A 17,805-nucleotide genomic window follows, 5' to 3' on the forward strand; every position below is an offset into this window, starting at 1 on the left:
GTGGATTAGAAATCAACTTTCAAACTGAAACGGAATCCGCCACGGTCTACATCCGGATGGTTAAGATACGACAATCTCCTTACATATTCCACACGCAATACGTTCAAAATATTTTCTACTCCAGCGCTGGCCTCCATATAGGGTTTGCGTTCAAGGGTGAAGGTTGTCGCATCACCCTGGGCATTCGTCGGTAACATGAAAACCATCGGGTTGTACTCGGGACGGTTTTCTGGGCGCACGTTTCCATAAAGCAACTTGAAGCCCGCCAATTCGCGTATCTTCAGCTTTTTCAACAGCGGAATCTTATTCAGAATGAAACCGTGAAGTCGATGCTCGATACTCAACTTGATATACTGGTCGCTTACGAATTCTAGATCGTTCAGCAATGCGTAGGAGTCCGGCGCCAGTATGTACGTTTGGCTGGCGTTTGGAATATCGAGCAACGGAAATGGCACCGAGCCGAATATATATCCCGTACCCACGCTGATGTCGGCCAAACCCAGTTGCGAAAGGAACACACGTTTTGAGACATCCAGCCGCAGCGCGTGGTAGTTGTATTCCCCTCCGAAAAGACCTTTTATGCCCATGTTGTAGCGAAGGTTAAATACGGGGTACTCGTTGACGATGGGCGACCGTTCGAGGTTGCGTTGGAAAAATTCTTCATTCGGTGCCCAGCGTAAGTCTATACCTAATTCAGAGGTCTGCAGTATATTAATTGTGTCGGGTTTGGGTCCAGCAGCGACGAAATGCAGATTTGCTGCAGGGTTCTGTCGTTGTGAAGCAAAAAATGTCTGGAGCCGCATATGGTTGCCAAACTCAATGACATGGTTGAGCCTAAAGACGTCGTGGTAAGACCATTTATCCTGCTCGCCGGTGCGGAACGAGCGGGAAAAACTGTCACCATTTCGGAATCCCAGCAACTGACCCGGTTCGCGTACGTCCTGCTGATAAGTGGCCTGCAGGTAATGTGCCGGGTATTCCGCGATACGCTTCCGGTTGAGTGTATGAGCTACGCCGCCAAAGAATTTCAACCGCTCGTCGCGAAACCCATACGCGGTGTATGCTTCGGCATAAAGCTTTTCAGAAAACTGGCGGGTGGTGCGTCCGCTCAGTCTGATGCGACTGCCCTCAAGGTCATTGTAGCTGTATGAATATTCTAGTGGGCCGAACTCCACCGGCCCTGCATTCACATAGCTCTGGGCGAGGAGGTATCCGAGCTTTAGTGTGCTCTTAAAAGCTCGGTTATTTCGCAGACTGTCTATGTTCGTATAGGTTTTAGTCTCCACTTCGGTAAGCTGCAACGGGCGTTCGCGTTCCCATTGGCTGTCTGTCCTGCGGTTGGCATCCGCGGTTTTCACCCATTGCTGGCCGCTGAAGGTGCTAGCCGGTATTTCTGTTTCGGTGTCATAATTGCTATGGACAAGTGTTCGCTGGCCGAAAGCCCCACGCTTACCCTCGTAGAGGCCAAAATTGATTTTCATATCGGAATAGGTGAGCAGGTATATACCGGTGCGGCTATGGCGTCCGAAGCGCAGGGAGATGCTCACATCATTCACCCAGTTGAGGTTTGCTCGTCGGTCTATCCAAATATCTGCGCGGCGAATGCCGTAGTTGCCGTCGAGGGAGATTTGCAGCTTGCCCGAAAACAGTCGGTCTTCCTCATTGCGTGGCACGAAGGTTAGCTCTACAAATTGTCCATCAGCGGTTGAAATGGTATCAGTGATGAAGAACTTGTAAAAAACGGAGGCCGCATCCGCCGTAGGGCTGAGAAAAGGTTTATTGAGGATGAGAATGTTATTTTCATAAATATCGATGTCACCGTGGATAAATTTAAAATAGGTTTCAATGTTTTCATTGTTTATGTACCGTTTGTCGAGTTCGGTCTTTTTACTGGCAGTGACAACCGTCTTCCGTGCTTTTGGGTACATTCGTTGGTACCGCTTTGACAGGTTCTCTTCTAAGTAAACAGGCAGGAGCGAGCGACCCGGCACCAAGGTGGTATCTACGTTTTCAAAGGCAAAACGATAGCCCCGCGTCAGCGCGCTATTGGAGACGAATTTCGGCAGATCACTTACCGCCATCATAATTTTTTCGTAGGACTCATATGATACGTAATCAAAGCGAGAGAGACGGTTTACCTTTTTATGTTCGATGACTTTCTTGATAAGATCTACGGCTGGGTTATTCCGATTGCGGTATCGGCCTTTGCCGCTGATCACGACTTCATCAAGCGTATGAAAATCCTCTTCCAGCTCCACGTTGAGGGGTAGCCCGTTGTCGGGTAATGGCCTAGTTGCCGGCTTGTAGCCCAACGCATCGAATTGGATATGTGACGCGGTGGCGTCGTAAGTCAAGCTGTAGTGGCCCAGACTGTCCGTCGATGTTCCGACGGTGGTGTTCAGCAACGATACGGTAACGCCCTGGATGCCCTCCCCGGTGGATGCATCGGTCACTTTCCCCCGAATGGCTGTCTGGGCGTAGGTATAGGAAAAGGTAAATATTCCAATTATTATCCCTAGTCCCATTAACGTGGCAAGTCGTAGCGTTAGCCTCATAAAAGCACATCTCGTTCTTTATAACGAGCATAAACGCGGGCAAGATACAATTGTTTAGCAGATAATCCCAAAAAATGCACTCGGTCGACCGACAGGTCGCTTAGTTTCCCGTTAGGTCGCCAAAGTGCTTGCTCGCCACATCTTCAACCACCTGCTTAAGTGTGTTCAGATCAAAGGGCTTTGCTAAGAAGGCATCAGCTCCAGCGGTTTCTGTTAGCTGTTTGATATCGCTATTCGCGGAAAAAAAGATAACAGGTATGTCCTTGTATTCCGACTGCTTCAGCTGTTGTGTTGCTTCAATTCCGCCGACGTCCGAGATGCGGTTGTCCATCATGATCACCAATGGACGAATCTGCGCTATTTTTTCGATAATCGCATTAGACTCTCGAAACGCATACACATCCCAGCCTTCTCGGCTCAACACATATTCACAAATCGACAATATGTCTTCATCATCGTCAAAAATCACGATTTTCTTTTGCACAACATCCTCCTTTGTTTTCTCCATCGGCTATCCGCCGTAGGCATTTCCATGCCTGAATGATATCCTCCGATGCCATTGATAGCACCAATGCCGGTATGGCTTTACGTGTTGCGGACCGGGTGATTCAGGGAGAAGCAACACGAGCAAGCAGCAAGCCCGGATTGCCTGCGTGGGTCTTCCAGTTAACTAGAGGTGATGCGTGTCAACTGATGTGTTGGCGCTTATAAAATCAATATCAACACAAGTATGATCACAATAACAGCGCCTACAGACAAGTATATACCGCCTGAACCCCACTTTCTGGCCTGCTTGTTCATTTCCCTTAATTCCTTTTTAAGGGCCTTACGTTCCACCTTGCTTAAACTGGATTTATCCATAGCCTTGATTTCGGCCACCCGGGCACGCATTTCAGCCAGCCTGGCCTCTATTTCTGCATCGGTCATTTCCGTTTTCTTCCCAGGATCGTCGGCCAACGCTTTGGCCGACACTGTCTCGCCGAAAGTGAATGCCATCATCACTATCGCCAATAAAGTACAAGTTTTCCGTTTCATATTGTATCATGTTGACTGTAGATAAGACAGTCAGACACGAAAATTGTTTGCGTTGACCGACAGGTATCATTAAATAGCGTATAAAAAAGATTGGCTACCTACGAGTGGCTTTTCATCTTTTCTGTGCGAGTCCTCAGCAACTGAAGCACCTTATCAGTGGCTTGCCGGAAGGCCACATCAATGTTGTCGGCCGTAGCTGTCACAGCTTCGGGCTTCATGCTTTTTATGCGCACCTCGATGGTACAACGCTTGTCGTTGCTCCCTTGTCTTGCGCTGTTTTCGTCGGCCAGAAAGACTTCAACTCGGGAGATAAAATCTTCAAAATGGGACAGCGTATCGTTTATGTCTTGCGTGATTTTGCTGATGAAGCTTTCAGTTACTTCGATGTTTTTGTCTGAATTGATTTGTACAGTCATGATTCTTTTTTTGCGATATTACAAATAAGAATCGTGAAGGTTTAACCGTTAGGCCATAAAAATGTCATTTTGCGGCGGAGTCGGTAGTCCTACACTGACGCCATTCCTTTCAAGGCAGGTGACCATTGGCCCGTGGGTTGCCAAAAATCTGGAAGGGGCAGCCGTATAAAGCGCTAACGCAATCGCTCCAAAGCACCTTTACGTTTGACCAAGTTTTTGTAATCCCATTGAATGTTTCTGGCTTTTTCCAGCCATCGGTGTAGGTCAATGATGTTCAGTTGCGAGATTGCTGCATAGCGTATTTCTGCGGCCTTGAATTTACCTTCAGGTTTTAGATCGGCCTCGTCAAAAGATTGCCCGCTCCAAAACATCAAATTTAGTCCGTCTTTGCGTGTACTGTATCCCACGACCGGGTTGCCATCAAGGAACCACACTGGGTGACGATGCCAAATTTTGTGCTCGGCTTCGGGCAGGCGTGTACAGATGTGCTCATATAGCAAGGCTGCGATGGGCTGGTACACCCCGGGTAAGCTGTCGTGAAACGCTTTGATTGCTGCATTCATACACCAAAGATACAAGTGACGAAGGGCTTGTACAAGAGGAAGGCGCGACAACCACCGTGGCAATTTGCGCCATGAATTAGGCAAGCCTCATAATAATAGCTTTTCGGAAAAAGTTGCTCATACAAAGCAATTATCCATACCTTTGCAGCTGAAAACATTAAACGCCGTTTGCAGCGGTATCAATGAGTATATGAAAAAATACCAAACCCTGCTGTACTATTGCTACAGCCGCATCGACAATGCAGAGCAGTTTGCCGAAGATCACCTTACTTTCTGTAAATCATTAGGCTTGGTCGGGCGCATCATCGTGGCGAACGAAGGCCTCAACGGCACTGTATCCGGTACTCGCGAAGCTTGCAAGGCCTACATGGATGCCGTACACGCCGATCCGAGGTTTGCTAAGATCGACTTTAAAATCGATGAGGAAGAAAAGCCCTCGTTTATTAAAATGCACTGCCGGTACAAACCGGAAATCGTCCACTCGGGGCTACGCGATCCGAATATGATTGACCCGGCAAAGGAAACCGGCAAGCATCTGGCTCCCAAAGAATTTCTCGAAATGAAAGACCGAGAAGACGTGGTCCTGTTGGATGTGCGCTCCAACTACGAGCACAGTGTAGGGCGCTTCAAAAATGCGGTGACACTTGACATCGAGAACTTCCGCGAGTTTCCCGAAAAGATAAACGAGCTGGCGAAGTATAAAGACAAAAAAATACTCACCTATTGCACAGGTGGTATCAAGTGTGAAAAGGCGTCAGCCCTGCTGCTCAAAGAAGGGTTCAAGGAGGTTTACCAGCTTCATGGCGGTATTATCAAATATGGCAAGGAGGCTGGCGGCAAAGATTTCGAAGGTCAGTGCTATGTATTTGACAATCGCGTTACCGTAGAGGTCAACTCCGTGAACCCGACAGTGGTGTCTACCTGCTACAATTGTGGAGCGACCACCAGCCGGATGATCAACTGCGCCAACCCGGTGTGTAATGAACATTTTACGCAATGCGAATCGTGCGGGTGGAAGATGGAGGGGTGCTGCTCCGACACGTGCATGGAGCATCCGCGCAAACGGCCTTACGATGGCACGGGCTTTTATGTCAAGATACCGCAGCCCGTAAATGTGGAAAAGATCAGCAAGCGCAAACACAAGCGGCTCAACGCCAACTCCACTTTGCGTAGTTAATGTTCTTGGCTGTTGCGAGGTACTTCCGTTCGTAATAGGTCTTGATGGAGAGCACTTCATCGACGATATCGGAACGGTAGAGATCTGTCGTCTGCAACTGTACGGCCAACTCCAGCTCCGCTAACTTTTCCAACGTGTAGGCGAATAGCATGTCATTGTCAGTTTTCAGGTGCATAATGCCCTGCGGTGTTAGGATTTGTTGGTATTTAGACAGAAAGACGGGATTGGTCAGTCGTTTCTTTTCACGGCTTAACTGCGGCTGCGGGTCGGGAAAGGTGATCCAAATCTCGGACACCTCGTCCTCGGCGAAATAATCCAATATGGTTTCAATCTGAATCCTGAGAAATGCGACGTTGGCAATACCTTCTTCCAGTGCGGTTTTGGCTCCGCGCCAGATACGGTTTCCTTTGTAATCGATGCCGATGAAATTCCGGTCGGGAAATAATTTAGCCATATTGACCGTGTATTCACCCTTCCCGCAGGCCAGTTCCAGTACAATAGGATGGCCATTGCCAAAATGTGTTGCCGACCATTGGCCTTTCATCGATTTGCCTTCATCCAGTTGCAGGACATTGGCGAATGTGGCTATCTCCCCAAATTTTCTTAGTTTGTCTTTTCCCATGTTCCCGTCGCGTATGTTCTATCAAAGCGGTAATTTTCCCTCAAGCCACCTGCGGGCAGGCATGGTTGAAGGGCCTCAAGCGGCGTGCAAAAATAACCTTATCTTTGCATGATATTATAAAGTACTCGTGAAAAAAGACGCTAAAATATACATCGCCGGCCACCGCGGAATGGTGGGATCGGCGATACACCGGAGATTGAATGCACAAGGATTCAGTAACCTGCTGTTACGAACGTCTGGCGAACTGGACCTGCGCAATCAGCAGGATGTCGCTGAATTTTTTGCCGCAGAAAAGCCGGAATATGTGTTTCTTGCTGCGGCAAAAGTGGGCGGCATACTCGCCAATAACACCTTCAGGGCAGATTTTCTTTATGAAAACCTGGCCATTCAAAACAACGTCATTCACCAGGCATACCTCCATGGGGTGAAGAAACTGCTTTTTCTGGGGTCGAGCTGCATTTATCCAAAGCTAGCTCCACAGCCGATTAAAGAAAGCTCCTTGCTCACGGGATTGCTTGAGCCGACCAATGAGCCCTATGCTATCGCTAAGATAGCAGGCATCAAGCTCTGCGAGGCTTACCGCGCCCAATATGGCTGTAATTTCATCTCGGTGATGCCCACCAACCTCTACGGCTACAACGACAATTACCACCCGGAACACTCGCATGTGATGCCAGCCTTGATCCGCCGTTTCCATGAGGCTAAGGCCCTGGGCCAGCCAGAGGTCGTAGTATGGGGAACGGGCACACCCAGGCGCGAATTTTTGTTTGCTGATGATTTGGCGGATGCGTGCACGTATTTGATGGACCATTACACCAGCCCGGACCTGATAAACGTTGGAACCGGTGAAGACATCAGTATCAGGGAACTGGCCAATTTGATAAGATCTGTGGTTGGCTATGATGGGGAATTGATCTTTGACCGGTCTATGCCGGACGGCACACCGCGCAAGCTTATGGATGTGAGCAAACTACACGAAATGGGCTGGCGCCACAAAACATCTCTTGAGGCAGGCGTAAAAATGGCCTATGAGGATTTCATAGGCCGAATTGCACGTCAGTAGGTTTCGCTGTCAGGCGGGATCCCGTAATCCATGTGTTTATGAGCTTTCCGACGCCTTTTGGGCGGGCGGATAAAATCAGCCACTTTGTTGATCATATTGCTGACGTTATCCTTGTTCAGGACACCGGCTGCTTGCTGTGATAGCAACGTAACCAGCGCTCTTTTAATGAATCCCGCTTTGCGTAGGAAAAACCGGTTGAGGATGACGGGAAGCCCTATCCGAAGCGATTTGCTTATCCAGTCTTCGTCGCCCCTGCTTTTGGCAAACAGCCCTTTCGCGACGCCTGCCCCCGGAATCCAGTTAGCCAGCGAATTCATAAACCGTACAGGTGCGGCGATCCTTTCGTTAAAAAGCAGGTATTGATCATTCAGGTAGCGTTCCTGTTCGCCGGCAAGCGCTTTAAGGCGTGCAATCTCCAGCTTAAGCTCGTTGAGGTTCCTAACCTTGCTTTCCTTGCTCATCTTCATCGTCTATTTCATCATTCCATTTTTGCAGAAACCGCTTGATGGAAAGGTTCATGAATAAGCGTTCTAAGGGTGCTTCCATCAGCGATATCAATGCGATTAATATCACGAATATACCCGCCGTGGCAAGAAAACCTAATGACCGACTCCCTAATAGTTCACTCAAGTAAAATCCTAAAGCCAGGCTGAGGAAGAAAATAACGAACAAGGCTAATAGGGTCTTCGCTACGTCAACAATCAGGCTCGCAATCAGTCGAGAAGACCGTTCGACGAGCTTGAGTTTGACCAATTTGAATCGGGTGTCGATGTATTCCTTGCTCTTCTGGAACACTCCTTTAAGTGAAAATTTTCTTTCCTCCATCTGGCTTCACCAAGGATTTATAGATTATTAAAATATAACACACGGGCAATAGTGAGCAAATCATAGCTGTTTTCGCCCGTCGGGGATATTCCGACGCGATGACCTGCAGTGCCATGTCATGGCCTAGGGCCGGGCCCCTTTCTATATTCAGGCGTGCTCTTCCAATGCTTCTTCAACGGTTTGCTCCGCCTTGTTCGTGTTGGATTTTACAGCGGCCACTACCTTTTCTTTGAAATCATTGAGGTGCTCCATTTGTTCAGCCGTACGTTCTTTTAGTGCTTCGCCAAGATCTTTTAAGGAGTCATTAAGTTTATCACGCGTCTCAGAGCCTTTGTCTGGGGCGAATAAAATGCCGAGAGCGGCCCCTGCCGCCAATCCTGCTAATAGTGCTGCTACTACTTTTGCGTTATCATTCATAGTCTGTCGTGTTATTTTATGAAAACTTTTAGCGTTGTTTATATGCGTTCTGCTAAATATACAAATTTATCTGCAAATCGTTTGCCAAAAACTTAAATTGATTCCAACCGCGTGTATGTATGGGGCGAACAGTCAACATCGCGTATTTTAGCAGCGATTCTCAGGAACGGCATTAATGGCATAAATATTGCGTCCCTTACGTTAACGCGATTCAAATAATTCGAACAAATATCCATGTACTTGGTTATTTAGATTATCTTTGTCTCGGCTTGCTTCGTACTATACGCTATGCTATATGATAGACATTTACTTGGTGCTTTTTTCATTTTTGTTTTCATGCGTCATCACCTTATATGCTGTTCCTTCCCTGATTAAGCTTGCTTATCAAAAACGGTTGTTTGATGACCCGGCGCTTGAGGAGCGGAAAATTCACAAATACCGCACCCCGAATTTAGGAGGCATTGCTGTACTGACTTCATTTGCTTTCACCTCCTGCCTCTGTATATCCGGAAACATTCTACCTTACGCCAATTATATATTTGCTTCAGGGATCCTCATCTTTTTGGTGGGTCTGAAAGACGACCTGGCGGCCTTAAACCCATACAAAAAGTTTCTTGCCCAATCCATAACGGCGCTTATCGTTGTCTACTTTGCCGACATCCGGTTGACCGGGTTTCATGGTATTTTTGGCATCCACGATATTCATCCTGTTGTAAGCTACCCCTTTTCCAGTCTGCTTATCGTGTTTATCATCAATGCGTTTAATCTAATCGATGGTATCAACGGCCTGTTGGGAAGTGTGAGCCTGATTGTCAGCCTTACGTTCGGATATTTTTTTTTCCGGATGGAAGAATACGGACTGTCGTTATTGGCGGTGAGCATGGCGGGCGCAGTTTTGGGTTTTCTTAGGCATAATGCCGGGAAGGCTCGAATTTTTATGGGAGATGCCGGTGCATATACCATTGGCTTCATCGTATCGGTGTTGGCTATTCAGTTTATTGAATTGGCCAGTGCTCAGGAGTTTGCTCCGACTACCGCGTTTTTTGTTGAGTCGGTTCCCGCGGTTACCATCGCCATCCTCAGTATCCCGATATTTGACACGTTGCGCGTCATTATCATACGGCTTGCACAGGGCAAATCGCCTTTCATGGCCGACCGCAATCATTTGCATCATCGCTTGTTGGACACCGGTATGAGCCACACTCAGGCTACCTTGGTGCTCTCTGGTTTCAATGTGCTGATAATCGGAACGGCACTGTCATTCCAGCATATCGGTACCATCGAACTTTTGCTCCTTATCGCGCTGGTAGCGTTAGTGATGAACACAATGCTATGGTTATACGATGTACGTCAAGTCATCTCACAATCGCAGCCTCTTCTCGTAGAAGAGGATAAAGAAAACGTCTATCAGCTCCGGGACCATGCCCGCGAAGTAGCCGAGGAAGCGTTGCAGCAGTACGAAGAAAAGCAGCATCAAAACTGATTTTTTTGTATATTTAGCAGAAATTAAACGATTTCTGCCTATGCTGATCAAAACCTATGGGAGTGCTGTCTATGGCATTGAAGCAACCACCATTACCATCGAAGTCAACATTTCAGGGGGCACTAAGTATTACATTGTCGGCTTGCCGGACAATGCGGTGAAGGAAAGCCTGCGGCGTATTGAAAGCGCACTGTCCACGTCCGGCTACCGAATGCCCCGGCAAAAAATTGTTGTCAATCTTGCGCCTGCCGATATCCGAAAGGAAGGGTCCTCCTATGACCTGGCCATCGCCATTGCTATCCTCACGTCATCCAAACAAATAGAGGCACATGCGTTAGGTGAGTTTCTCATCTTAGGAGAGCTTTCTCTGGATGGAGGTATATTGCCTATCAAAGGGGTTTTGCCGATCGCCGTACAGGCCGCCCGAGAGGGGTTCAAAGGCATTATTCTTCCGCTGGCAAATGCCCGGGAAGCGGCGGTTGTGGACGGCCTGCAGGTTTATGGCATTCGGCATTTGAAAGACGCAATTGCTTTTTTTGCCGATCAAGGTTCGCTCGGCCGTACCGAGGTGAACACAGCGGACGAGTTTCTAAAGAATATTGATAACTATGATACCGATTTTGCGGATGTGCAGGGACAGGAGAACATCAAGCGCGCGCTGGAGATAGCTGCTGCCGGCGGCCATAATGCAATTTTAATCGGTCCTCCCGGGTCGGGCAAGACGATGCTGGCAAAACGCCTGCCGACGATATTGCCACCCTTGAGCCTGGGCGAGTCGCTGGAGACTACTAAGATACACTCTGTGGCGGGCAAGCTTGGTGCTACCGACTCGTTGATGACCGTAAGGCCATTTCGCGCCCCTCACCACACCATCAGCGACGTTGCATTGGTAGGCGGCGGAAATACGCCGCAGCCTGGAGAAATTTCACTCGCCCACAACGGCGTGCTCTTTCTGGACGAACTGCCAGAGTTTAAACGCGCCGTGTTGGAAGTGATGCGGCAACCTCTTGAGTCGAGGCAGATCACCATTTCGCGTTCCCGTTTTTCCGTCAATTATCCGGCTAGTTTCATTTTAATCGCTGCCATGAACCCTTGCCCATGTGGATTTCACAACCATCCGCAGAAAGATTGTGTGTGTCATCCGGGAATGGTGCAAAAATATTTAAGTAAGGTGTCTGGGCCGTTGTTGGATCGGATCGATCTGCATGTGGAAGTGACGCCAGTTGATTTCAGCGAGCTGACTTCGGTGCGCGTGCCGGAGAAAAGTGCGGTGATCCGCAGCCGGGTTATAGAAGCCAGGAAAATACAGGCAGCACGTTTCAAGTCCAACCCGGATATCCACAACAATGCGCAGATGAGCGCTAAGCAGGTGCGGGCAATCTGCAGCATCGATGAAGCCGGACGGGCGCTGTTGAAAACAGCCATGGAACGGCTGGGACTTTCCGCCCGGGCTTATGACCGGATATTAAGGGTATCGCGTACCATTGCCGATATGGACGGTAGTATGGAAATTGAAACGGCACACCTAGCCGAGGCCATTCAATTCCGAAGCCTTGACCGTGAAAGTTGGTCGGATTGATCGGACGGCAGTTCAGTTATTGAGTCGTTCTTCAAACAGTTTCAAAATACGCTTGTATTCGTCGGTCCAACTGCTCGGTTCCAAAAAGCCATGGTCTTCAACGGGATAAACAGCCAGCTCCCAGTTGTCCTTGCCCAGCTCGATTAAACGTTGGCTCAGCCTCACGATATCTTGGAAATGAACGTTTACATCGACCATGCCGTGGCACATCAACAGATGTCCTGTTAGCCCTTCAGCAAAATATATCGGAGAAGAGCGCTTGTAGGCGATCGGATCTGTGGTTGGTTCGTTGAGGATGTTAGACGTGTATCCATGGTTGTAGTGTGCCCAATCAGTTACTGAACGTAATGCAGCCCCCGCGGCGAAAACCTCCGGCTCATTAAACATCGCCATAAGGGTGATGAAGCCGCCGTAGGAGCCCCCATATATACCAATATTCTCCGGGTTTACACCATATTTTTCGGCTAGCAAATTTGCGCCGTCTACGTGGTCGCTCAGGTCTTTGCCGCCCATGTGACGGTATATACCGGTACGATGGTCACGCCCATATCCAGCACTACCCGTATAGTCGATATCCAAAACGGTGTACCCCAGATCAACCAGCAGGTTATGGAACATATATTCCCGATAGTATTGGCTCCACCAGTAATGCACGTTCTGCAGGTAGCCAGCACCATGTACGAATATGACTGCCGGTCGGCCGCGCTTTGGTTTATCAGGCTGGTAAAGTCTGGCATATACATCGTCACCAAATCGGTTTTTGAACGAGATGACTTCCGGTTCTCTCCATGCATATGCATTGAATTCATCGGTAAGCGATGCCGTGATCTTTTCCGCGTTGGCCCCCGGCTTATTTTCCTGAAGATAGAGCTCCCACGGCTTGTTGGAATAGGAATAGCGAATTGCCAACCATTTTTCATCTGGCGAAAGCGTGACCTCATTGCCGCCGTCCATGCTCGTTAGCTGTGTTGCGGTGCCACCTTTCACGGGGATGCTGTAAAAATGCGTGATTCCGGGGTGCTTAGCATTCCCGGTGAAGAAAAAGTGGCTTTTGTCGGCAGACAGCTGCAGGTTGCTCACCTCCCAATTGCCGTGGGTGAGCTGTTGTCGTTGTCCGGTATGTACGTTGGCAGTATACAAGTGCGAATAGCCGGATGCCTCGCTTTGGAAGTAGATCGTTTCTTCATCTATCCAGCCAATGTTGCCGCCCCCCCATGATCCGCCGATACCGGGGCCGGCAATCCAGGCTTCGTCACGCTGGCGGTCGATCAGGTGCAGTGAGCCATTTTCTGGATTGAGGCGCATGATCCACCGGTCTTTATTGTCTGCTGCAGTCACGACCACACATGCCGCCGTACCAGCTTCATTCCAATTTACCTGTCCAATGGTAACCTGCCGATCTTTATTCTCCTCCTGCAGCTCCCTTTTTCTGGTGGGGTAGTCGTCCCAAAAATCTGGCAGATCTCTTATTCCGGGTATCGTCTTTGTGTCGACACGGTACACCGTGTCCCGTTGCCGGTCATAAACAAAAGTCCGTGACACTGGTAGCGCACTGCCCACCTTGGTCCGTGCGGGAATATCTTCGGTGTATCCCGATTCGGTCACGTAATTGGGTACGATCGTATTCTTGTTGCCTTCGGCGCGTTGGGTAAGCCGGTACGTGATATAGCGGCGATTGGGGCTCAGCTGCTGCATCGACAGTATGTCATCCCCGATTTCCAGCTGCTTCAAGCCTCGCACATCGATTTCTTGTTGCCGGGCTCTTCTGATCGAGTCTTTCCGATTCCGTTGTGTCAATACGTTGAAAAGCTCCAATTGGTCGTCCTGTAGCCATTGGTTCTGCGGCGATAAATTTTCCGAAGGCTCGCCCCGCGTACGGCCATTCCTGGTGAAATTGCTGAGCTGGACCCAATCATACTGTTCCAAGCCGAGCTGGAACAGATTGTCCCCCTGTTGGAAGATTATGTGTTTTCCATCGCTGCTGAACTGCGGGTTGCTTTCCCGCAGCACCGTGTTCGTCAGCCGGACTTCCTGGCCCGTTTTCAATTCGTAGAGATAGATGTCGCCGTGCCGCTCAAAAACCGCCCGTCTGCGGGTTTTGTCGTACGTATATTGGTCAATTATTCCCTGTTCTTTTCTGGGGTTGATTTTGCGTGGCGTACGGTCAGCGGCGGTTACACGGTATAGCGAGGCAGCCTCTTCCGCCTCCGGATTCCAAGTGAAATAAAGTGTGCCGTTGATGTCCCAGTGTACCCGCTCTGGCGAGGAGCCGATCCATTTGGGATCGCGCATGATACGCTCTACCGTAAGCGAAGCTTGCTGCGCATAGGACAAATGGAAGCCGACGAAGGCAATGGTAAGCAGAATTTTATACATTGGCTGCCGTTTTTCTTGATACGAATCAACAGCGAATGTAACTAGTTTTTGCAGAACCGGAAGTAACAATTTGGTTTGCTTACCAAAAGAGGCTATACAGCAACACTAAAATCATACAGATGATGAAGCCGCCGATGTTGAATGCTGCTGGCGTCTTGAAGATCGACCGTTCCAAAACAATTCCTTTCTCATAGTCCCGTCCCTTGCCTTCTATGTAGCTGATGACGACCATGATGAGCATGACCAGTATCCAAGTAATCATCATTTGGTGCATAAACGGGAGATTCACGAACAGCGGACCTGTAGCCCAGCCGTTGGGTGCCACTTTGAAGTAAAAAGCAATAGGAATGGATGCCAGTATACCCCATATCGCCGCATTGTTGGTCGTTTTCTTCCAAAACAGGCCGAGCATAAACACGGCAAGGACGCCGGGGCTCACCACCCCGGTGTATTCCTGTATGTATTGAAAGACCTGCCCGAGGTTGGCGAGCTGGGGGGCGAGGACAATGGCGACCAACAACGCAAGCGAAGCTGAAATACGGCCCACGCGCACCAATCCTTTTTCTGATTCGCGTTTTTGGAAGTAAGGCTTGTAAATGTCCATCGTGAAGATCGTAGCGGTTGAGTTGAGCATGGAGGCCAGAGACGAGACGATGGCTGCCGCCAATGCAGCGACCACCAGCCCCTTAGCCCCGGTGGGCACAAACTCCCTGATGAGCCAAGGAGAAGCGTTGTCACTGATCACCGCTCCGGTTCTTGAAAAGAACGATGGGTCAGCGTGTTCAGCCGTAATCTGCCCATTGGCATCCATGTTCATGACGAAAGCGACAATGCCTGGAATGACCACAAGCAACGGCATAAGCAGCTTGATAAACCCTGCAAGGATAATTCCTTTTTGCGACTCCTTGAGGCTCTTGGCTGCCAGCGTACGCTGGATGATATACTGGTTGAATCCCCAGTAGTACAAGTTGGCCACCCACATGCCGCCGATGAGTACCGCGATACCGGGGAGGTCCCACCAGGCATCCCGCCCGCCAGGTGAGATCACTTCACCCTGTTCGAGAATCATTGAAAACTTTTCAGGTACCGCTTGGTATACCTTGACCAGGCCGGAGATTACGCCGCCGTCGTCCGAAATATGAGACAATGCCATGAATGTGGTGATGAGGCCACCGATAACCAGAAGCACCACTTGAACCACGTCTGTCCATGCCACCGCCGACAACCCGCCGTACAGGGAATAGGCGGCAGCAAATAGCGCCAGCCCGTATATGGCGTACATAAACAAGGAGCCATCGCCGGTGCCGAGGATCGTGTCCAGTGCCGTCGCTCCCAGGTACAACACGGAGGTAAGGTTAACGAAAACGAACAGGCAGATCCAGAAAATCGCCAAGATGGTTTTCAGGTTGGTGCCATACCTCACTTCGATAAATTGCGGGATGGTATATAATTTTTTCTGTATAAATATCGGCAAAAAGTACTTGCCTACGATCAAGAGCGTAAGCGCAGCCATCCATTCATACGATGCAATGGCAAGTCCAATCGCAAATCCAGAGCCTGACATCCCGATAAACTGCTCCGCTGAGATGTTGGCTGCGATCAGTGAAGCCCCTATGGCCCACCAAGGCAATGATTTACCTGCTAAAAAATAGTCTTCGGATGATGAGCCCTTTCCCCTTGATACCCACAAGCCAATCCCGATGATTAATACACCGTATCCGATGAAAATCAGTTTATCTATTAATGCAAATTCCATGCGTTGTCCGTTGGTGGTACACGATTAAGTTTACAAATCGGGCTAAAGTAAAAATAAATTGCTATAAATCCATACTACCCGTTGATATCAGTGGGGGTTGGTATGGCAAATCGCTGATTGCAAATCAGTTACAATGGTGTTCTAAAAACACCAAGGATCACCCCGTAAACCGCTGAATGAAGTGTTGTATCACCCAGGGGTAAAAGATGATTGTAAGCAAAATGCCAAAAATGGCGCCATAGAAGTGCGCGTCATGGTTGATGCTATCGCGTGCATTTTTAGAAGCCCAAACGCAATACGCCAGAAAGAGTACGCCGAACAGCCACGCGGGCATGGGAATAACGAAAAATATGCCCAACATCATTTTCGGATCGAAGAGGATAAAACTGAACAGCACCGCACAGATAGCCCCTGATGCCCCAAGGCTATAGTAGGAGAAGTTGTTTTTTTCTTTAAAAACGGTGCCAACATCACTCAATACGAGCCCGAGTACATAAATCAATGCAAATTGAAGGTGTCCCCATGTGCTTAAACCTGCCAACAGCGCTTCCAACGAAAAACCAAAAAAATAAAAGGTGAGCATATTGAACAGTAAGTGCCCCCAATCCCGGTGAATAAGCCCGCTGGTCAACAACGTGTGCAGGCGCTGTCCTTTACTCACACTATATGGGTGCAACATGAATCTGCCGAAAAGCTGATGGTTTGAAAAAGTATAAATACTGGTGGCTATCGTGAAGGCGAAGATAATGCTTGCCACCGGCGTATTAATCAGGTATTCTCTCATGCTTTTGTATTCGTGTGTCGAAAGTAAGAAAAAATATCTGCTATCAAAACAAATTCAGTTGCTTTCCGTTTTTCGGGGAAAAGCGGTCAAGCCGGAGTTCGGGTATCCTCGCCCCGCCCATATACCGTTTTATGCTCAACTTCACCAACTGGCGGATGCTATCTGCCAGTTTTCCCTCCCCGTGCATTCGTACCCCCCAGCGGCTGTCATTAAGTTTCCCGCCGTGGCAGGCAGCAATGCTATGCAGCACTTTGTCGGCGCGATCTGGATAAGCTTTGTGTATCCAATCCGTAAACAGTTCGCCTATGGCGCCGTTCAGCCTTACGATGGTGTATCCTGCGGCCCTTGCGCCATGGTCAGCAGCCGCTTTGATCACCTCAGGCACCTCGTCGCTGTTTAGCCCCGGCAGGATAGGCGCACACATGACCATGGTGGGAATGCCTGCATCACTGAGTTTCTGGATTACGTTAAGCCGCCCCTTGGCGGTAACCGTGCGCGGTTCCATCTTTTGCCTAAGCTCTTCATTCAGCGAATTGATGGAAATGGCTACATGAACAAGGCCAAGCTGTGCCATTTCTGATAAAATATCCATGTCTCGAAGCACAAGGCTGTTCTTGCTGATGATAGAGACTGGATGGCGGTATGCAAGCATAACCTCCAACATGGCGCGCGTAATCCTGAGTTTTCGCTCTACTGGTTGATAGCAATCGGTATTGCCCGAGAGCATGATCACCTTCGGTTTGTAATTCTTGGCGTTAAATTGACGCTCCAGCAATTCAGCAGCATTGCGCTTGACGATGATTTTACGCTCAAAGTCCAGACCGGCGCTATACCCCCAGTACTCATGCGCATTACGGGCATAACAATAGATACAGCCATGCTCGCAGCCTTGGTAGGGGTTTACTGAGTAACCCATGGGAAGGTCTGGACTGTCGTTGGTGCTGATGATTTTCTTGGGGTGTTCATTGATCAGCTGTGTACCCGAGTTCTCTAAAAACTCCTCATCCAACCCTTCGACGTGCTCAGCGACATACCGTTGCGCCACGAATTTATTGTGTGTATTTACCTGGGCACCGCGCCCTTTGAAATACGCTGAGTTTCGCATAGTTTTCATAAGGCAAATATACTAAATAAATTAGTATATTTACCTTAAG

17 protein-coding genes are annotated in these 17,805 nt (G+C 49.0%); 4 read left to right on the plus strand and 13 right to left on the minus strand.

Annotated features, from left to right (window positions below; translation table 11 throughout):
* Positions 1–5: 5 nt before the first annotated feature.
* The 5 genes from ACFOET_RS12785 to ACFOET_RS12805 form a co-directional block, all read right to left on the minus strand.
* On the minus strand, positions 6–2,555 hold the full coding sequence (locus ACFOET_RS12785) for a DUF5686 and carboxypeptidase-like regulatory domain-containing protein (RefSeq protein WP_379023233.1): 2,550 nt from the start codon (positions 2,553–2,555) through the stop codon (positions 6–8).
* Positions 2,556–2,655: 100 nt separating this feature from the next.
* Positions 2,656–3,063: a response regulator gene (locus ACFOET_RS12790; RefSeq protein WP_379023235.1), complete on the minus strand. Its 408-nt coding sequence runs from the start codon at positions 3,061–3,063 to the stop codon at positions 2,656–2,658.
* Between the two features lie 197 nt (positions 3,064–3,260).
* Complete coding sequence (locus tag ACFOET_RS12795) at positions 3,261–3,590, minus strand: hypothetical protein (protein ID WP_379023237.1); 330 nt, start codon at positions 3,588–3,590, stop codon at positions 3,261–3,263.
* Positions 3,591–3,688: 98 nt separating this feature from the next.
* Positions 3,689–4,006, minus strand: coding sequence for an HPF/RaiA family ribosome-associated protein (locus tag ACFOET_RS12800; RefSeq protein WP_379023239.1), 318 nt, complete (start codon positions 4,004–4,006; stop codon positions 3,689–3,691).
* 173 nt (positions 4,007–4,179) lie between these two features.
* A complete protein-coding gene (locus ACFOET_RS12805; RefSeq protein WP_379023241.1) occupies positions 4,180–4,569 on the minus strand; it encodes a DUF1801 domain-containing protein in 390 nt (129 codons plus the stop codon).
* Positions 4,570–4,759: 190 nt separating this feature from the next.
* On the opposite strand from ACFOET_RS12805, the gene trhO reads away from it, so the two are divergent.
* Positions 4,760–5,746: an oxygen-dependent tRNA uridine(34) hydroxylase TrhO gene (gene trhO, locus ACFOET_RS12810; RefSeq protein ID WP_379023243.1), complete on the plus strand. Its 987-nt coding sequence runs from the start codon at positions 4,760–4,762 to the stop codon at positions 5,744–5,746.
* Here the strand turns inward: trhO and trmB are convergent.
* Positions 5,718–6,368 (minus strand): tRNA (guanosine(46)-N7)-methyltransferase TrmB, encoded by a 651-nt coding sequence (trmB, locus tag ACFOET_RS12815; RefSeq protein WP_379023245.1) that lies wholly within the window; start codon positions 6,366–6,368, stop codon positions 5,718–5,720. The genes trhO and trmB overlap by 29 nt on opposite strands.
* Positions 6,369–6,495: 127 nt before the next feature.
* Between trmB and fcl the strand changes: the two genes are divergently transcribed.
* The gene (gene fcl / locus ACFOET_RS12820; protein WP_379023247.1) at positions 6,496–7,431 is read left to right on the plus strand and encodes a GDP-L-fucose synthase; all 936 of its coding nucleotides are present in this window, start codon (positions 6,496–6,498) and stop codon (positions 7,429–7,431) included.
* Here fcl and ACFOET_RS12825 read toward each other — a convergent pair.
* The 3 genes from ACFOET_RS12825 to ACFOET_RS12835 all read right to left on the minus strand — a co-directional run bounded on the left by ACFOET_RS12825 (position 7,425) and on the right by ACFOET_RS12835 (position 8,673).
* A complete protein-coding gene (locus ACFOET_RS12825) occupies positions 7,425–7,892 on the minus strand; it encodes a hypothetical protein (protein ID WP_379023249.1) in 468 nt (155 codons plus the stop codon). The two genes, fcl and ACFOET_RS12825, sit on opposite strands and share 7 nt — an antisense overlap.
* Positions 7,870–8,256, minus strand: coding sequence for a phage holin family protein (locus ACFOET_RS12830; protein WP_379023251.1), 387 nt, complete (start codon positions 8,254–8,256; stop codon positions 7,870–7,872). Before ACFOET_RS12830 ends, ACFOET_RS12825 begins: the two co-directional genes overlap by 23 nt.
* 147 nt (positions 8,257–8,403) lie before the next feature.
* Complete coding sequence (locus tag ACFOET_RS12835; protein WP_379023253.1) at positions 8,404–8,673, minus strand: YtxH domain-containing protein; 270 nt, start codon at positions 8,671–8,673, stop codon at positions 8,404–8,406.
* Positions 8,674–8,968: 295 nt separating this feature from the next.
* Here ACFOET_RS12835 and ACFOET_RS12840 point away from each other — a divergent pair, with 295 nt between their 5' ends.
* Both ACFOET_RS12840 and ACFOET_RS12845 read left to right on the plus strand, forming a co-directional pair.
* Positions 8,969–10,156 (plus strand): glycosyltransferase family 4 protein, encoded by a 1,188-nt coding sequence (locus ACFOET_RS12840; protein WP_379023255.1) that lies wholly within the window; start codon positions 8,969–8,971, stop codon positions 10,154–10,156.
* A gap of 40 nt (positions 10,157–10,196) precedes the next feature.
* Positions 10,197–11,735: a YifB family Mg chelatase-like AAA ATPase gene (locus ACFOET_RS12845; RefSeq protein ID WP_379023257.1), complete on the plus strand. Its 1,539-nt coding sequence runs from the start codon at positions 10,197–10,199 to the stop codon at positions 11,733–11,735.
* A 12-nt stretch (positions 11,736–11,747) separates the two neighbouring features.
* Here the strand turns inward: ACFOET_RS12845 and ACFOET_RS12850 are convergent, their stop codons facing one another.
* The 4 genes from ACFOET_RS12850 to ACFOET_RS12865 all read right to left on the minus strand — a co-directional run bounded on the left by ACFOET_RS12850 (position 11,748) and on the right by ACFOET_RS12865 (position 17,765).
* Positions 11,748–14,111 carry a prolyl oligopeptidase family serine peptidase gene (locus ACFOET_RS12850; RefSeq protein WP_379023259.1) on the minus strand — a complete coding sequence of 788 codons (2,364 nt, stop codon included), beginning with the start codon at positions 14,109–14,111 and terminating at the stop codon, positions 11,748–11,750.
* Between the two features lie 79 nt (positions 14,112–14,190).
* A complete protein-coding gene (locus tag ACFOET_RS12855) occupies positions 14,191–15,867 on the minus strand; it encodes a sodium/sugar symporter (protein ID WP_379023261.1) in 1,677 nt (558 codons plus the stop codon).
* Between the two features lie 157 nt (positions 15,868–16,024).
* The gene (locus ACFOET_RS12860) at positions 16,025–16,651 is read right to left on the minus strand and encodes a rhomboid family intramembrane serine protease (protein ID WP_379023263.1); all 627 of its coding nucleotides are present in this window, start codon (positions 16,649–16,651) and stop codon (positions 16,025–16,027) included.
* A 43-nt stretch (positions 16,652–16,694) separates the two neighbouring features.
* A complete protein-coding gene (locus ACFOET_RS12865; RefSeq protein WP_379023265.1) occupies positions 16,695–17,765 on the minus strand; it encodes a PA0069 family radical SAM protein in 1,071 nt (356 codons plus the stop codon).
* Positions 17,766–17,805 lie beyond the last annotated feature (40 nt).

Source organism: Parapedobacter deserti (assembly GCF_042646065.1).
Classification (GTDB): Bacteria; Bacteroidota; Bacteroidia; order Sphingobacteriales; family Sphingobacteriaceae; genus Parapedobacter; species Parapedobacter deserti.

Excerpts from the sequence above, each read along its gene's own strand:
- ACFOET_RS12785 (WP_379023233.1), bottom strand. The coding sequence starts at position 2,555 with ATGAGGCTAACGCTACGACTTGCCACGTTAATGGGACTAGGGATAATA.
- ACFOET_RS12790 (WP_379023235.1), bottom strand. The coding sequence starts at position 3,063 with ATGGAGAAAACAAAGGAGGATGTTGTGCAAAAGAAAATCGTGATTTTT.
- ACFOET_RS12795 (WP_379023237.1), bottom strand. The coding sequence starts at position 3,590 with ATGAAACGGAAAACTTGTACTTTATTGGCGATAGTGATGATGGCATTC.
- ACFOET_RS12800 (WP_379023239.1), bottom strand. The coding sequence starts at position 4,006 with ATGACTGTACAAATCAATTCAGACAAAAACATCGAAGTAACTGAAAGC.
- ACFOET_RS12805 (WP_379023241.1), bottom strand. The coding sequence starts at position 4,569 with ATGAATGCAGCAATCAAAGCGTTTCACGACAGCTTACCCGGGGTGTAC.
- trhO (WP_379023243.1), top strand. The coding sequence starts at position 4,760 with ATGAAAAAATACCAAACCCTGCTGTACTATTGCTACAGCCGCATCGAC.
- trmB (WP_379023245.1), bottom strand. The coding sequence starts at position 6,368 with ATGGGAAAAGACAAACTAAGAAAATTTGGGGAGATAGCCACATTCGCC.
- ACFOET_RS12825 (WP_379023249.1), bottom strand. The coding sequence starts at position 7,892 with ATGAGCAAGGAAAGCAAGGTTAGGAACCTCAACGAGCTTAAGCTGGAG.
- ACFOET_RS12830 (WP_379023251.1), bottom strand. The coding sequence starts at position 8,256 with ATGGAGGAAAGAAAATTTTCACTTAAAGGAGTGTTCCAGAAGAGCAAG.
- ACFOET_RS12835 (WP_379023253.1), bottom strand. The coding sequence starts at position 8,673 with ATGAATGATAACGCAAAAGTAGTAGCAGCACTATTAGCAGGATTGGCG.
- ACFOET_RS12840 (WP_379023255.1), top strand. The coding sequence starts at position 8,969 with ATGATAGACATTTACTTGGTGCTTTTTTCATTTTTGTTTTCATGCGTC.
- ACFOET_RS12845 (WP_379023257.1), top strand. The coding sequence starts at position 10,197 with ATGCTGATCAAAACCTATGGGAGTGCTGTCTATGGCATTGAAGCAACC.
- ACFOET_RS12850 (WP_379023259.1), bottom strand. The coding sequence starts at position 14,111 with ATGTATAAAATTCTGCTTACCATTGCCTTCGTCGGCTTCCATTTGTCC.
- ACFOET_RS12855 (WP_379023261.1), bottom strand. The coding sequence starts at position 15,867 with ATGGAATTTGCATTAATAGATAAACTGATTTTCATCGGATACGGTGTA.
- ACFOET_RS12860 (WP_379023263.1), bottom strand. The coding sequence starts at position 16,651 with ATGAGAGAATACCTGATTAATACGCCGGTGGCAAGCATTATCTTCGCC.
- ACFOET_RS12865 (WP_379023265.1), bottom strand. The coding sequence starts at position 17,765 with ATGAAAACTATGCGAAACTCAGCGTATTTCAAAGGGCGCGGTGCCCAG.